Origin of the sequence: Bradyrhizobium sp. i1.15.2 (assembly GCF_040548425.1) — a bacterium.
GTDB lineage: Bacteria > Pseudomonadota > Alphaproteobacteria > Rhizobiales > Xanthobacteraceae > Bradyrhizobium > Bradyrhizobium canariense.
In genome coordinates this window covers 57,852-72,930 of sequence record NZ_JBEPRQ010000030.1, presented here as the reverse complement: position 1 = coordinate 72,930, position 15,079 = coordinate 57,852, and the positions used below count along the sequence as shown (strand labels likewise).

17 protein-coding genes are annotated in these 15,079 nt (G+C 63.4%); 6 read left to right on the top strand and 11 right to left on the bottom strand.

The window, feature by feature from the left end; all coding sequences use genetic code 11:
- Nucleotide 1: 1 nt before the first annotated feature.
- The 11 genes from ABIB80_RS33605 to ABIB80_RS33555 all read right to left on the bottom strand — a co-directional run bounded on the left by ABIB80_RS33605 (nt 2) and on the right by ABIB80_RS33555 (nt 10,582).
- Complete coding sequence (locus ABIB80_RS33605) at nt 2-394, bottom strand: LIC12192 family sporadic carbohydrate cluster protein (RefSeq protein ID WP_007602948.1); 393 nt, start codon at nt 392-394, stop codon at nt 2-4.
- Nucleotides 387-1,193 carry a sporadic carbohydrate cluster 2OG-Fe(II) oxygenase gene (locus ABIB80_RS33600; protein WP_007602949.1) on the bottom strand — a complete coding sequence of 269 codons (807 nt, stop codon included), beginning with the start codon at nt 1,191-1,193 and terminating at the stop codon, nt 387-389. Before ABIB80_RS33600 ends, ABIB80_RS33605 begins: the two co-directional genes overlap by 8 nt.
- Nucleotides 1,190-2,308: a DegT/DnrJ/EryC1/StrS family aminotransferase gene (locus ABIB80_RS33595; RefSeq protein ID WP_354129019.1), complete on the bottom strand. Its 1,119-nt coding sequence runs from the start codon at nt 2,306-2,308 to the stop codon at nt 1,190-1,192. The genes ABIB80_RS33600 and ABIB80_RS33595 overlap by 4 nt, the downstream gene beginning before the upstream one ends.
- Complete coding sequence (locus ABIB80_RS33590; RefSeq protein ID WP_007602951.1) at nt 2,298-3,404, bottom strand: DegT/DnrJ/EryC1/StrS family aminotransferase; 1,107 nt, start codon at nt 3,402-3,404, stop codon at nt 2,298-2,300. The genes ABIB80_RS33595 and ABIB80_RS33590 overlap by 11 nt, the downstream gene beginning before the upstream one ends.
- An 8-nt stretch (nt 3,405-3,412) precedes the next feature.
- Nucleotides 3,413-4,372 (bottom strand): transketolase family protein, encoded by a 960-nt coding sequence (locus ABIB80_RS33585; protein WP_007602952.1) that lies wholly within the window; start codon nt 4,370-4,372, stop codon nt 3,413-3,415.
- A 10-nt stretch (nt 4,373-4,382) separates the two neighbouring features.
- Nucleotides 4,383-5,231: a transketolase gene (locus ABIB80_RS33580; protein ID WP_007602953.1), complete on the bottom strand. Its 849-nt coding sequence runs from the start codon at nt 5,229-5,231 to the stop codon at nt 4,383-4,385.
- Nucleotides 5,228-6,256 (bottom strand): aminoglycoside phosphotransferase family protein, encoded by a 1,029-nt coding sequence (locus ABIB80_RS33575; RefSeq protein ID WP_219684100.1) that lies wholly within the window; start codon nt 6,254-6,256, stop codon nt 5,228-5,230. The genes ABIB80_RS33580 and ABIB80_RS33575 overlap by 4 nt, the downstream gene beginning before the upstream one ends.
- Complete coding sequence (locus tag ABIB80_RS33570; protein ID WP_245286052.1) at nt 6,253-6,864, bottom strand: HAD family hydrolase; 612 nt, start codon at nt 6,862-6,864, stop codon at nt 6,253-6,255. Before ABIB80_RS33570 ends, ABIB80_RS33575 begins: the two co-directional genes overlap by 4 nt.
- A gap of 5 nt (nt 6,865-6,869) precedes the next feature.
- A complete protein-coding gene (locus ABIB80_RS33565; RefSeq protein ID WP_007602964.1) occupies nt 6,870-7,871 on the bottom strand; it encodes an NAD-dependent epimerase/dehydratase family protein in 1,002 nt (333 codons plus the stop codon).
- Between the two features lie 27 nt (nt 7,872-7,898).
- Nucleotides 7,899-9,470: a PfkB family carbohydrate kinase gene (locus ABIB80_RS33560; RefSeq protein ID WP_354129018.1), complete on the bottom strand. Its 1,572-nt coding sequence runs from the start codon at nt 9,468-9,470 to the stop codon at nt 7,899-7,901.
- An 83-nt stretch (nt 9,471-9,553) separates the two neighbouring features.
- Nucleotides 9,554-10,582, bottom strand: a complete 1,029-nt coding sequence (locus ABIB80_RS33555; RefSeq protein WP_007602976.1) for an SDR family oxidoreductase — start codon at nt 10,580-10,582, stop codon at nt 9,554-9,556.
- A gap of 162 nt (nt 10,583-10,744) precedes the next feature.
- On the opposite strand from ABIB80_RS33555, the gene ABIB80_RS33550 reads away from it, so the two are divergent.
- The 6 genes from ABIB80_RS33550 to rplA all read left to right on the top strand — a co-directional run bounded on the left by ABIB80_RS33550 (nt 10,745) and on the right by rplA (nt 15,057).
- Nucleotides 10,745-11,332: an SIS domain-containing protein gene (locus ABIB80_RS33550; RefSeq protein ID WP_007602979.1), complete on the top strand. Its 588-nt coding sequence runs from the start codon at nt 10,745-10,747 to the stop codon at nt 11,330-11,332.
- Between the two features lie 52 nt (nt 11,333-11,384).
- Nucleotides 11,385-12,677, top strand: a complete 1,293-nt coding sequence (locus ABIB80_RS33545; RefSeq protein ID WP_311985920.1) for a methyltransferase domain-containing protein — start codon at nt 11,385-11,387, stop codon at nt 12,675-12,677.
- A gap of 376 nt (nt 12,678-13,053) precedes the next feature.
- Nucleotides 13,054-13,245 (top strand): preprotein translocase subunit SecE, encoded by a 192-nt coding sequence (gene secE / locus ABIB80_RS33540; RefSeq protein ID WP_007602984.1) that lies wholly within the window; start codon nt 13,054-13,056, stop codon nt 13,243-13,245.
- Nucleotides 13,245-13,799 (top strand): transcription termination/antitermination protein NusG, encoded by a 555-nt coding sequence (gene nusG, locus ABIB80_RS33535; RefSeq protein ID WP_007602985.1) that lies wholly within the window; start codon nt 13,245-13,247, stop codon nt 13,797-13,799. The genes secE and nusG overlap by 1 nt, the downstream gene beginning before the upstream one ends.
- A gap of 130 nt (nt 13,800-13,929) precedes the next feature.
- Complete coding sequence (gene rplK / locus ABIB80_RS33530) at nt 13,930-14,358, top strand: 50S ribosomal protein L11 (RefSeq protein WP_007602986.1); 429 nt, start codon at nt 13,930-13,932, stop codon at nt 14,356-14,358.
- A gap of 6 nt (nt 14,359-14,364) precedes the next feature.
- A complete protein-coding gene (gene rplA, locus ABIB80_RS33525) occupies nt 14,365-15,057 on the top strand; it encodes a 50S ribosomal protein L1 (protein ID WP_007602988.1) in 693 nt (230 codons plus the stop codon).
- Nucleotides 15,058-15,079 lie beyond the last annotated feature (22 nt).

Here is a 15,079-nt window from a genome sequence, read left to right as displayed (position 1 = left end):
GTCACAGGATGGTCGCGAATTTGTTGACGAGCAGGATGTCCTCGACGGCCTGAATGTTGTCGCGCGAGGACAGCGTGATCTCCTCGACGGCCGCGTGCAGGTCGCAGCCCTCGCTCAGCACGCGGTCATAGATCTTCCGCCGCCTTGCCTCGTCGGGCGGCAGCATGAAGATGCTGTAGAGAATCAAGCCGCGCAATCGAGGCAACTCGTCCAGGATGTCCTCGAGCACCATGTAGCTGCCGGGCATAGTGTGCTCGGCGGCGCTGAGCAGATAATGCAGGTTCTTCCGCCGCGCGTAGTCGCGGATCACGATGTTCTGGACGTGCTGCGGGGTGCGGCTGCCGTTCAGCGGCCGGGCGCCGATATAGCCGCGATGGCCGGCTCGCTCAGCCATGGAAGCCTCCCGGGAGCTTGTATTGCATGCCGACGCGGGTCGCCGGACGTAGCAGGATCGGTTCGAAGAATTCGCCGAATCGCTTGTCCGCATAGGGCGACATGATGCTCTTGAAGCGGCAGTTCATGCTCCAACGCGAGCCGGCTTCCTCGTTGACGCGATTGCCGTGCATCAGGGTCTGGTTGAACAGCATCACGTGACCGTAGGGAATCTCGATGAAGGTCGCGTGCGGCTTGATGGTCTGGTAGAGTTCCTCGGCGCTGCGCAGGCTGGCCATCCGGTCCTGCATGTCGCCGTTCAGGGATGGCGGCAGCAGATACATCGATTTGGTGCGGTGGACGTCGACCAGCGGTACCCACACCACGACCTCGAACGGCGAGTCGCCCGACCAGACGTCGGAATGGGTGGCGAGGAGCGACGAATCGTCTCCGGGCAGCTGGATGCTGAGATTGACGCGGCGCTGCATGCAGAGTTCGTTGCCGACGATGGTCTCGATCGTCGAGCGCGCCAGACGGAAATAGGTCGGCCGGAACCAGGGTTCTGCATTGAGGCCGTTGAAGACGTGCAGCCGCAGGCCGTTGAGATCATCGACGCTCACCCGCGTGTGGATGGTGTCGAGCATCGCGTAGGGGTCGTTGCCGTGTGGCAGCTTCAAAAAGTCCGCCGCGAGCTCGGCGGCGCGCCGCTGGATCCGGTCGAGCCCGGCGCGATCGTCGGCCGGCGTGGTGACGAAGCCGTCATCGATGAAACGTTGCGCCAATGCCTGCTCATCGGCCTCGAGGAAAGCCGTGTCCGTCATGCAAAGTACTCCCGGGCGGTCGCGCAAATATAGCTGATGTCCGAGGTCGAGAGGAACTGGTTGATGGGGAGCGTGAGGATCTGATCTGCCTGCCGCTCGGTCGCCGGGAACGCGCCGCGACCGTGGCCAAGATGCGCAGCCGCCTCCTGGAGGTGGATCGGTACCGGATAGTGGATCGCGGTCTCGATACCTTTGTCGGCAAGATATTTTTGGAAGCTATCGCGACGGTCCGTCTGCACGACGACGGTGTGGAAGGTGTTGAACTCGATGTTGCGACAAAGCGGGATGAACAGGGGAAGGCCGGCGAGCTCGGCGCGGTATTGCGCGGCGTTGCGGCGCCGGCGTTCGATGACAGAGGGCAGGTGACGCAAGCGAATCCGGAGCACCTCGGCCTGGACCGTGTCGAGGCGTGACACGATGCCCCATTCCTGGACGTCACTGCGATTGATCAGGCCATGATTGCGCAGGCGGCGAATTCTCGCGGCAAGCTCGGCGTCGGCGGTGACGACGAAGCCGGCGTCGCCCGCGGCATTGAGGTTCTTCAGCGGGTGGGCGGAGAAGCAGCCGAACGTTCCGATGGTCCCGCTCATCCGCCCGTCATAGGTCGAGCCGACGGCCTGCGCGCTGTCCTCGATCACGGCGAGAGCGTGCTTGGCCGCGATCGCCATCAGCGGGTTCATGTCCGCCATGCGTCCGGTCAGGTGCACCGGCATGATCGCTTTGGTGCGCGAGGTGACGGCGGCCTCAACTGCGGCGGGATCGATATTCTGGTCCGGCAGCACGTCCGCAAACACGGGCTTGGCGCCGACGGCAATGATGGCCGCGGTCGATGCCACGAACGAATTGGGTGGGGTAATCACCTCGTCCCCGGGACCAATGTTGAGCGCCCTCAAGGACAGGATCAGCGCATCGGTGCCGGAATTCAGCGTCACCACATGCGGCGAGCCGATATAAGTGGTGAGCTCCTCTTCGAACTTGGCAATGGCCGCGCCGCCGATGAAATCGCCGCGCCGGAATACGCCCTCGACCGCCTGCATGATCTCAACGCGCTCTTCCTCGAATTGGGCGGGAAGATTGACGTAACCGATGCGCCGGCGGCCGGTGTCAGCGTCCATGGCAGAACGCCCGAACGATCTCGATGACGCGGTCCTGCTGCGCCCGTGTCAGATGCTGGTCGACGGGGAAGCTGATGACTTCCCGGGCATGGCGGTCGGAGACCGGGAAGGTGCCTGGCGCGTAGCCGAGGTGTTTGAGGCCTTCCTGCTGATACAGCGGGATGGGATAGTGGATCTTCGCTTCGATGCCGTTGTCCAGGCAGTGTTTGTAGAGCTCGTCGCGGCGCTCGGCGAACACCATGTAGAGATGGTAGACGTGCTTCACGTTAGGCCGGCGCGGCGGAATGCGCAGGCCGGGCAGGCACGCGAGGCCTGCATCGTAATAGGCCGCGTTCTCGATTCGACGGCGCGTGATCTCGCTGGTCTGGCCGATCAGCCAGTTGCCGACGACCGCCTGGAGGGAATCGAGCCGCGAATTGCAGCCGAGAATCGCGATTTCGTCGCGATTCTTCATGCCGTGGTTGCGGATCAGGCGAAGCCGCTCGTTCATCCCGTCGTCGTTGGTGACGACGACGCCGGCATCGCCCCAGACGTTGAGGTTCTTCAGCGGATGCAGGGAGAAGCCGGCCGCGATACCGTGGGTGCCGGACCGCTTTCCCGCGAATTCCGACAGGATGCCCTGGCAGGAATCCTCGACCACGGGGATGTTGTGACGCTGGGCGATCGCCATCAGCCTGCCCATGTCGGTGACCTCGCCGGTCAATTGAACCGGCATGATCGCCTTGGTTTTCTCCGTGATCGCGGCTTCGACGTAGTCGACGTTCATGCAGAAGGAGTCGTCGCAGTCGACCAGCACCGGGGTCGCGCCGGTCTCGGCGATGGCGCCGACGGTGGCGATGAAGGTGTTGGCGGCCGTGATGACCTCGTCCCCATGGCCGATGCCGAGCGCCTTGAGCGGCAGCTTGAGCGCATCGGTGCCCGATCCGACGCCGATGGCGTGACGCACGCCGATCAGCTCGGCAAAGCGCCGTTCGAATTCCGCGACCGGCTTGCCCAGAGTGAAGTCACCCGTCGCCACCAGTCGGCCGATCTCGGCCAGGATCGGTGCTGGGTCGGAGAATTGCTCGAGCAGATAGGAATATCGAACGTCGTGCATGGGACCCGTCAGGTGGAATGAAGTTGCGGAGAGGAGGTGTATGAGGCGGGAAGCGCGCGCGCGATCGAGGTCGCAATGGCGTCGGCGGAAAGTCCGTGCTTCTTCAGCAGCGAGTCCTGCGATCCGTAATTGTGCATGAACCGGTCCGGCAACGACAACCGCAGCATCGCGGGCAGGCCAGAGCCGAGCTTGTCGATCAGCGTCTCCGCGACCGCGCTGCCCAGGCCGCCCGAGGGCACGTGCTCCTCCAGCGTCGCCACTAGCCTGATACCCCGGATCGCTTGCAGCAGCGCCTTGGTGTCGAGCGGCTTGACCGTGTGCATGTGCAGGATGCCGGCGCGAATGCCTTGCGCGGCCAGCAGGTCGGCCGCAGCGAGTGCCCGCTGGAGCATGATGCCTGTCGTGATCATGACGACGTCGCCTGGCGGCCGCATCAGGATGGCCTTGCCGATCTCGAAGCCGTGCTCGGCCTTTGAGACTACGGCGTCGCCACCTTTGCCGAGCCGGATGTAGATCGGCCCGGTCCAGTCGAGCGTTTGCCCCATCAGCCGCGCCGCTTCGTCGGCGTCGCACGGGCAGACCACCGTCATGTTCGGCAGCGCCCGCATGATGGCGATATCCTCGATCGCCTGGTGGGTGGGGCCGAGCGGGGCGTAGACGAGCCCGCCGCCATTGGCGATCAACCGCACCGGCAGATTGTGCAGGCACAGATCGACCGCGACCTGCTCGTAGCAGCGGCGGGTCAGAAACGTGGCGATGGTGTTGACGTAGGGCACGAAGCCTTCCATCGCGAGACCTGCCGACATGCCGATGATGTGCGCTTCCGAAATGCCTTCGATCAGGTGGCGCTTGGGAAACTCCTTGCTCATCGCGCGCAAGGTACCTGCGCCGGGATCGGAGCCGATGTAGAGCACACGCTCGTCGCGCGCGGCGAGCTTGTGGACCATGTTCATCGCGGTGTTGCGCATGAGAAGCCGATCAAAAATCCCCGACGGCGACGCGGATGGCGTCGAGCTCGCTGTCGGTGAGCTTGTTCTTGTGATGCCAATCCGCGTTGGATTCCGCGGCCGGCAGACCCTTGCCCTTGACGGTATGGCAGATGATCGCTGTGGGTTTTCCCGGAACGGCCGGGACCTGCTTCAGGACAGTGCGCAGGGCGCCGACGTCGTGGCCGTTGAGCTCCTGCACGGCAAAGCCGAAGCTGCGCCATTTGTCCGCGAGCGGCTCCAGCGGCAGGACGTAATCGGTGGGCCCGTAGCTCTGCAGCTTGTTGTAGTCGATCAGCGCGACAAGATTGTCGAGCCCGTGCTTGGCCGCGCCCATGGCAGCTTCCCACACCGATCCCTCGTTGATCTCGCCGTCGCCGAGAAGGACGAAGGTACGGTAGGTCCGCTCGCGCATGCGCGCGGCGAGCGCCAGGCCGACACCGATCGACAGTCCGTGTCCGAGCGCGCCGGTCGAGGCCTCGACCCCCGGCACCATTCCGTATTCGGGATGTCCGCCCAAAATGCTGTCGGGGCCGCAGAAACCGTCCAGCTCCGACAGCGGAAAGAATCCGCGATCGGCCAAGAGCGCATAGAGTGCCAGACACCCGTGTCCCTTGCTGAGGATCGCGCGGTCGCGGGTCGGATCGCGCGGATTGCTCGGATCGATCCGCAGCACGTCGTCGTAGAGCACGCGGACCATCTCGATCAGCGACAATGCCGGACCGACATGTCCGCGTCCCGCAGAGCGGACAGAACCGAGCACCAGGCGGCGCAGATAGAGGCTGCGCTCATCCAGCGTGCAGGCGAGGGCGGTTTCAGCGTGGGGTGAGATCCGGGTCACTTCGGTAAATCGGTTGGGCGAATCGTCTGGTGAAGTCGGCGGGCTTTGTCGAGCTGACCGGCGAGGCGGATCCTAACATCGCCACCTTGCGCAGGCATTGCGCGCCGGGAGCGGCTGTCCGGCAAATACGCGTTCAGGACAATCAGGCACCAGATTCCCTTGAACACAGGATATAGTACGTCAAGGCGGATCGCAAACGCGTCATCGCTCGCCTCGAAGGCGCGCGACAGCCGTTCGATCAAGCGATTCGCGCTCGCTTCCGGCAGGTCGCTGCCGGGGTGAATGGCGGTGTCGGACACGAGCTTGACCGGATCGTCCCAGCCAAAATATTCGAGGTCGATGAATCGCAAGCGCCCGTCTTCGGCGCGCAGCGCGTTGTGCAGTCCGAAGTCGGACGGACTCAGCGCGCGATGGGTGGGCGCAAGGTCCACCGAGGGACCCCGGCCCAGTTCCGCGTAGCGCCGGCGGAGCTGCCGAATCGCGACGGCAGTGCTGGGAACGAGGCTGCCTTCGATAAACGTGCGCAGGTCCGGATGATCATCCAATGCCCGCCTCAATGCGTCCAGGCGCTGCTCGTACTGGGCGATGGCCGCTTCTGGCGAAAAGATGCTGGCTGAGGCGTTGCGCAAATGCTGCGCGCCTTCGGCGTCGCGCAGCTTCTGCAGCCCGATGAGGAAATCGGCGAGTTGATCGGCATCGTCGCCCTGGGGGCGCAGCACCGCAGGTTCGCCGTCGAACCATTGGTACAGCGCGCAGAACGCATCCGCGTCCTTCGCGACCGGCCGTGGTGTCGACGTGATGCCGTGGCGCGCCAGGAACGAGAGTGCATCATACTCCTGTCCCAGGCGATCGCGTCCGTCGGACCGATAATGCTTGAGGGCGAGGGGCGGTCCCTCCGCCATCTCCAGCCGAAAAACCCTGTTGTTGCCGCCGGACCGTGCCGGCTGGGCGTCTGCGACACGCGCACCGGCCAGGCGGCTGCCGATTGCCATCGCATCCGGCGCGGTGATGTCGCTCTCGCTCATGCTGCAAACACCTCGCGGCGGATATCGGCCCATGTCGCGATCGGCTTGCAGTGTTCGGGGTGAGGAGGCTCCGACCGCGTGAACAGGATCGATCGCGTGGTTTTCGGAAAATGCGGTTGCTCGAAGACGTCGACCAGATCGTCGATGAAGACGTCCAGCTTCAGGCTCGCGAGCCTCTCGACCTTGGCGGCCAGTGTGTGCTCGAAATAGACGTCGTCGACGGCCAGCGCCGCATCCGCAGCGTCGATCAGGCCGGCTCCCCGCAGCCAGCCGCGCGCCGCGTCGCGCAGGTCGGTGCGGTCGGGGTCCTGATGACCGAATCGGGTCTTGTGGCTGACGATGCAGACCTTCGAGCCGGCCCGCTTGCACGCCACCAGGAATTCCCGCACGCCCGGATAGATTTCGGCGCCGCCAATTCCCTTGCCGTAGACGAAGCCTTGCAGTCCTTGCCAGGCGAGCTCGCCGCCCGCGCTGGACCGGAGATGATCCCGTAGGTCGGTCTTCAGCCCCTCCCACCCTTCCGGCACCAGCCCACGCTGAAGTGCGACGGCGGCAAAGACCTTGTCGTAGCAGATGATCGTGTTGTCGAAATCGATGCCGATCCGCACGCCGCTCACTTCAGGCTGATGTTCTGCATCATCTTGATGTTGAAGTACCGGGGGTCGTTAAGCGAGTTCGGCAGGTGGCCCGCCTTGAAAGCGTCAACGAGGCCGGACACGGCCTGCTCGATCGTATGGGACGGCGCAAAGCCGAGCTCGCGCCGGATCTTCTCCGAAGAAACGTGGTAGGAGCGGAGATCGTCGGTCGGCTCGACGACGACATCGACATTGCTGCCGACCACCGACTTGACGATGTCGGCGATCTTCATCAGCGAGTGGTTCTCGTAGCCGATATTGTACGTCTTGCCGTCGATCTTTGCGTCATCCAGCTGGAGCAGGAACAGATAAGCGGCTGACATGTCCTGGATGTGCAAATTGGGCCGGCGCTGCGTTCCGCCGAACACGCGGATGCGGCCGGTGTTAACCGCGAGATTAGTCAGGATGTTGACGACGACGTCGAGCCGCTGTCGCGGTGCGTAGCCGCAGACGGTGGCGGGGCGAACCGTGCAGGCGACGAACCCGGACGCGGCCTCGTCGGCTAGGTCGGTCTCGCACATCGCCTTGAACTTCGAGTAGTCCGTGAGCGGCTCGCAGGACAGGTCCTCGGTCACCTCGGCTTCGTCCTTGATTCCGTAGACGCTGGACGAGGAGGCATAGATGAAGCGCTTGATGCCAGCCTTCTTGGCGGCGCGCACCATCGGCCGGAAGCAGTCGTAGTTGATGGACTTGCCGAGCCCCGGGTCCAGCTCGAACGACGGGTCGTTGGAGATGCAGGCGAGGTGGATTACGGCGTTGTTGCCGCGCAGGGCCTCGTTGATCGCGGCTTCGTCACGGATGTCACCCTTGATCAGGCGCAAATTGGGATTGTCGCGGACGGCATCGAACACGTCCTCGCCATACATGAACAGGTCGAGCACGGTGACCTTGTGGCCCGCAGCGAGCAACTGGGGAACCAGCACGCTACCGACATAGCCGGCACCACCGGTGACCATCACATTCCATTTTCGACCAATCACTGTCGTTCTCCAGTATCTGCCGTCGCGCTACTTCAACAGCGCGGTGACGAACTTGACCAGCGGCACCTTTTCGACCGAGCTGCGGTGGCCGACGATCCCGACCTTGATCGCGCCGGCTGCGTTCCCGATGAAGGCGACGTCCTCGATATTGCCGCCGGCGGCAACCAGCGGCGCGGTGATCGTTAGGAAGGCGTCGCCCGCGCCGACGGTATCGACGACGGTCTTGGTGAAGGCGGGGACGCGCGTGACGCCGGTTTTCGACGAGAAGGGGTAGCAGCCGAAGGAGCCGTGCGTGATGATCATGTTGTCGCAGTCGATCTTGCCGTGCAAGCCGGCCTCGATCACGGACGCGATGTCGCTGAACTTGTCGCTTGCAGCCAGACGCGCCTCCGGCGCGTCGATGCAGATGTAGTCGGCCCGCGGATACCTCGTGATCAGGTTGTAGCCGTGATTGCCGCTGTTGCTCTGGGCATTGACCGCCAGGAATCTGGAGTTGGCGATCAGGATGTCGATCGTGCTCGACGCGATCATGCCGTGACCGAAATCGGTGGCGATCACCACGTCCGCGCCACGGACGCGCTCCGTCGTGATACGGTCGATCTCCTTCCGATCGGCCTCGTCGAGCGGCGTGTCGTCCATGGTGTAGACTTCGAAGAGCTTGTGCAGATATCCGAGCTCGACGTACCGCGATTTGCGGGTCGTCGGACGGCCCTGAAGGCGGATCGGCGTCAACGTGACGTTCGGGCGGACATGCGCCCGAATGAACTCCTCAGGGTAGTCGTTGCCACCAAGCGTCGTGACGACCTCCACCGACTTGCAGAAGCTCGCGACATGGTTCGCCGCGGCAATGACGCCGCCCGCAAATTGCTCGCCGCTCTTGAACAGCGTGGCGACGATGTTTTCCTTCGAGGCCTTTCCGAGCGCCGTGACGTACTGGTATTCGTCGATGATGGTGTCGCCGACCAGCACGACGTGCATGTCCTGCACCTTGTCGATCAGCTTCAGCAGGCGATCGGCGCCGCCACCTTCACGGACTTTTTGCAGGTAGTCGCGGAGGGGAGGATCGTAGATGTCGAAATACCGGTTCACCAGCGACGAGGAGCTGAATGTCACGTCGCGCGTGAACACGATGCGCCCGCCGTGACGCTCGACGGCGTCGCGCTCGGTCCGGATCTTGCCGGTTACGTCGTCTTCGGGGTTTTCATAGTCAGACCCCTTCACATAGATGTCCGGCCGCACCGTATCCAGGATCGGCTCGGCGCTGGAAGTGTGATTGATGCCGACCCAATCGACGGTCGCGAGCGAGGCCAGCATCTCGGCCCGCATGTTTTCGGGGAAGATCGGCCGACCGGGTCCCTTGTTGACGTAACGGTCGGCGGTGATCGTGACCATGACGACGTCGCCGTCGTTGCGCGCCGCCTGGATGTGTCTGATATGGCCGAGATGCACGAGGTCGAAGACGCCATGGCAGAGTGCAACCTTCCGGCCCCGCGCTTGCGCGGAGCGCGCGATCTCGCCCAGTTCCTCGATTGTCCTGATCTTTTCGTGCTCCGCCAGTTGGTCGTTCAACGCGGGATTGTCGGTCGGAATATAGCCCATGTGAATTACCTAAAGCGCCGGCCGGCCTCAGCCGGGCGGCCCGGAATTGATCGATTCGCGGCAACGATACCCGGCGAACCTGTTCACTGGCTTGCCTTCTGCGGCGCGCCGGATGGCGCGTCGTTGTTGTCTGCGAGATATTTGAACCAGTCCTTCGTGGCGTCCGCGATCTTGTCCACTGTCCACAGGGGAGCGTCCTTGTACTGATCCATCGAATTCAGCATCGTCGCGACCCCGTCCTCAAATCTTACCTTCGGCGTCCATTTCAGGATCCGCTTGATCTTGGTGATGTCGGCATAGGTGCAATCGGGCTCGCCGGGACGCTTGGGAATGTGGACCTTGTCGCCGCCGAGAAGCTCAACCAGCCGGTTGACACTGTAGGTGTTGTCGGAGCCGACGTTGAAAATCTCGTTCGAGACCTCGGAGCGCGCGGCGGTCACGAAAGCATCGGCGACATCGCTGACGAAGGTGAAGTCGCGGGTCTGTTCGCCATCGCCGACCACCGTGAAGGGCTTGCCGGCGAGCTTCTGCGCCATGAACACGCCGAACACGGCGCCGTAGGTGCCCGTGGTGCGATGGCGCGGCCCGTACACGTTGAACAGGCGCAGCGCGACCGCGGGCAGCTTGTAGACCTGGCACCAGTGCATGACGCACTGCTCGCCGAGATTCTTGGTGAGGGCATAAGGATACATCGGTCGGATCTCAGCGCTCTCCGGCGTCGGATAGACATCGGGAATTCCGTAGCAGGAGGACGACGCAGCATAAACGAAGCGGCTGACGCCGGCCTGCCGGGCAGCCTCGAGAACGTTGATCGTGCCGTCGACATTGGCGCGGTGATACGGGATCGGGGACTCGATCGAGGGGACGATGTCGGCCAGCGCGGCGAGATGAAACACCCAGTCGATGCCGTCGAAATGCGGCTTGATCGATTCGAGTTCGGTGACGTCGGCCCGCACGATCTTCAGTCGACCAGAATCGACACGCGAGGCCAGATTTTCGGGGCGTCCGATCACGAAATTGTCGAGCGCGACGACCTCATGGTCGTCGTCGAGGAGGCGGTCGACGAGGTGACTGCCGATGAAGCCCGCGCCACCGGTAACGATGCATTTCATAGGAACATCCGTGATGCGAATGCCCAGCGAAACAGGCCCGCCAATGTTGAGTGAAGGTGGAAACCGAATCGGCTGTTGGTCGACTTCGATGGTAATATAGCTTTGCAATCGCTGGTGATAGCCGGTATCAGGGGCGCCATGTTGCCGTCGAGCTGCCAACCCATGCCTGTGGAGCCCATCAATCCCGATCACAAGGCCTTCCTCGACGATTATGTGGGGCGCCTCCATCGCGCGACGGCGGTTGACGACGGGGTTTTCGCCAGGATTTCCGCCACCCGCACGGCTTGGTTGCGCGCGCGCGAGCAGGGCGGCCGAGTCATCTTCATCGGCAATGGAGGCTCGGCCGGCATCGCCTCCCATCTCGCGATCGATCTGGCGAAGAACGCATCGGTGCCCGCACTCTGCTTCAGCGATGCCAGCATGATGTCGTGTCTTGCCAATGATTACGGTTTCGAGCACTGGCTTGCGCATGCTGTGCGGCTGAGCGCCCGCGCCTGCGATTGCCTCGTCGCGATCAGCTCGTCGGGACGCTCGAAGAATATTCTCAATGCGGTCGCGCAGGCGCGGGCGATGAAGCTCGATGTGATCACGCTGTCGGGCATGAACGCCGAGAATCCGCTGCGCAATCTCGGCGACGTCAATTATTACGTCGACAGCCGCAGCTACAACATCGTCGAGACCACGCATCAGTTCTGGATGATGGCCGCGATCGACCTCATCATCGGTGGCGCGGAATATCCGGCGTCCTGAGGCGGTGCCGTCGATCTGATCACCACGGGGTGAGATTGCCTCACCCGCTCGCATGTCTCCGTTTTACGGTCCTACGATGAAAAACCTGTTTTACGTCCGCCATACCTGCCGCCTCTGTCATTCGGACAAGCAAGAGCTTGTCGTCCCGATGGCGGGCATGCCCATCGGCACCCCGAACTTCCAGGTGCCGGATGCAAGCGCCGACGATTCTGTCTTTCGGGCCGCGGTGCCGATGGCGCTGCACCTGTGCGCAGACTGCGGCCACCTGCAGATTCTCCACGTCGGCAATCCGGAGATCCAGTACCGCAACTACGTCTATACCACCTCGCTCTCGCTTGGCCTGCGGGAGCACTTCGCAGGCTATGCCAACGACGTCGTCAGCCGGTTCGCCGTCGCGCCGGGCTCGCTGGTCGTCGAGCTCGGCAGCAACGACGGATCGCTGCTCGGTTTCTTCAGGGAGCGCGGCATGCGGGTGCTGGGTGTCGATCCCGCCGTCGACATCGCGCGGCGTGCGACGGAAGCAGGAATCGAGACCATCGGCGATTTCTTCACCGATGCCATCGGTCGCCGCATCCTGCAAAGCCACGGCGCGGCCAGCGTCGTGATCGCCAACAACATGATCGCAAATGTCGACAATCTCGACCCGCTGGTGATCGGGGTTCGCGACGTGCTTGCGCCGGACGGGCTGTTCGTTTTCGAAACGCAGTATGGCCTCGACGTCACCGAGAAGAACCTTCTCGACACCGTCTATCACGAGCATCTGTCGTATTTTAACATCAAGCCGCTGACGCGCTTCTTCGCGCGGCTCGGCATGGAAGTGATCGACGTCCAGCACATCGAGACCAAGGGCGGCTCGATCCGGGTGACGGTGCAGCGTGCCGGCGGCGCGAAGAAGCCGTCCGCTGAGGTCGCGCGCTTCATCGCCGAGGAAGATCGGCTCGGCGTCGACCAGCCGGGCTACTATGTGCCCTATGCGAAGAGGATCGCCGCCATCCGCGACGAGTTGGTCGCGATGGCCGATGCCGCCCATGCGCGCGGTCAACTCGTGGCCGGCTACGGCGTCTCGGTCGGGACCACGACCCTGCTGCCGCAGTTCGGCCTGGAGAACAAGATCGACTTCCTGGTGGACGACGATCCCAAGAAGGCGAACGTGATGGCCGGCCCGGGATACGACATCCCCATCCTGCCGCCCGCCGCCCTTTACGAGCGCAAGCCAGCGTTCGTCGTCGTCTTCGCCTGGCGCTACGTGGACCCGATCCGGGCCAAGCATGCCGGCTATTTCGCCGAGGGCGGAAAGTTCGTTGTGCCGTTGCCGGGCATTTCGACGATCGACCGGGCCGACTGACCTTGAGGAGGCGCTAATGGGGCGGCAGATGACGGGCCCGGTGGTCTCGTCCTGCCAGGAACCGGCTGCGCCCCTTGGGACGGCGGATTGCAGGCGGCAGATAAGCCCTTGATTGGCCTGATCTCTGGTCGGTCGCCTGTGGAGGTCGTTTTGCTCGCGCCAGCCCTCCCTGTCTTGACCTTTGGCCCCATCCGCAGTAGATACCGCGCACTCGCAGCCGGCCCGTTAGACGCGGATCTCCGGCGCGGCTTTGAAATCCCCGAACAATCGAGCCCGGATTCCGGCTCATCCTTCGAGACAGAGGGCTGGGCCAACGGCGGCTGTTCGGATCCCTGAAATTCATTCGCGTCTGTCGACGGACGTTGGACATCAAACGATGGCAGTCAGCCCGTTCAAGTTCTTGCAGGAAGTGCGCTCGGAGACCGCCAAGGTCACCTGGCCGACCCGCCGCGAGACCACGATCACCACCATCATGGTGTTCGTGATGGTCGCCGTGGCCTCGATCTTCTTCTTCGCCGCCGACCAGATCATCCGCGTCCTCATCACCTTCCTTCTGGGCATTCACTGATGGCAACAGCAACGGCTCAATTGTCTGACAAGCGCTGGTACATCGTCCACGCCTATTCGAACTTCGAGAAGAAGGTCGCCGAATCGATCCGCGAGCAGGCCAAGCAGCGCGGGCTCGAGGAGCTGTTCGAGCTGGTGCTGGTCCCGACCGAGAAGGTCACGGAAGTGCGCCGCGGCCGCAAGATCGATGCCGAGCGCAAGTTTTTCCCGGGCTACGTGCTGGTGAAGATGAAGCTGACCGATGAGGCGTTCCATCTAATCAAGAACACGCCGAAGGTGACCGGCTTCCTCGGCGCGGAAAACAAGCCGATGCCGATCTCGGAAGCCGAGGCCATGCGCATCCTGCACCAGGTGCAGGAGGGCGTGGAGCGGCCGAAGGCGTCGGTGTCGTTCGAGATCGGCGAGAACGTCCGCGTGGCCGATGGCCCGTTTGCCTCGTTCTCGGGTGTGGTCGAGGAAATCGACGAGGCGCGCTCGCGCGTGAAGGTCGCGGTGTCGATCTTCGGCCGCGCCACGCCGGTCGAACTGGAATTCGGTCAGGTCGAGAAGGTCTGATCGGGTAGGCGCGAGACTTCGGTCTCGCGCAACAAGAGGCCGTGGGAGGGAGAGGGCGGTTGCCAGCCGCATCCGACCCAGACCACGAACCTGAAACCGCCGGCCCAGGCCGGCCCAACAGGAGTGATACATGGCAAAGAAAGTGACCGGATACCTGAAGCTTCAGGTCCCGGCCGGTGCGGCGAATCCTTCGCCCCCGATCGGTCCCGCGCTCGGTCAGCGCGGTCTCAACATCATGGAGTTCTGCAAGGCGTTCAACGCCCAGACCCAGAAGGAAGAGAAGAACACCCCGATCCCAGTGGTCATCACCATCTATGCGGACCGTTCCTTCACGTTCGAGATGAAGACGCCGCCGATGTCCTTCTTCCTCAAACAGGCTGCCAAGATCCAGTCCGGCTCCAAGGCGCCGGGCCGTGACAAGGCCGGCGCGGTGACCAAGGCGCAGGTGCGCGAGATCGCCGAGAAGAAGATGAAGGATCTCAATTGCGATTCCATCGAATCGGCCATGAAGATGGTCGAGGGCTCTGCCCGCTCGATGGGTCTGGAAGTGGCGGGGTAAGGGCTCATGGCAATCGGAAAACGTTTGAACAAAGCCCGCGAAGGTATTGATCGCGAAAAGCTTTACCCGCTCGCGGACGCCATCAAGATGGTCAAGGAACGCGCGAAAGCGAAGTTCGACGAGACCATCGAGGTCGCGATCAATCTCGGCGTCGATCCGCGTCACGCTGACCAGATGGTCCGCGGTGTCGTGACCCTGCCGAACGGCACCGGCCGTACGCTTCGCGTCGGCGTGTTCGCCCGCGGCGCCAAGGCCGACGAGGCCAAGGCTGCGGGAGCCGACGTCGTCGGCGCCGAGGACCTGGTCGAGAAGGTGCAGAACGGCACGATCGATTTCGATCGTTGTATTGCGACCCCCGACATGATGCCGCTGGTCGGCCGCCTCGGTAAGGTGCTCGGCCCGCGCGGCCTGATGCCGAACCCGAAGATCGGCACCGTGACCATGGATGTCACCGGTGCGGTGAAGGGCGCCAAGGGCGGCTCGGTCGAGTTCCGCGTCGAGAAGGCTGGCATCCTGCAGGCTGGCGTCGGCAAGGCCTCGTTCACCGAGGAAAAACTGGTCGAGAACATCAAGGCTCTGGCGGACGCAGTCTCCAAGGCCAAGCCGGCCGGTTCCAAGGGCACCTACATCCAGCGCGTTGCGGTGTCCTCGTCGATGGGCCCCGGCGTGAAGGTCGAGCCGGGTACTATTCTCGGCTGAGGTTTGGAAATGACATGAGGCG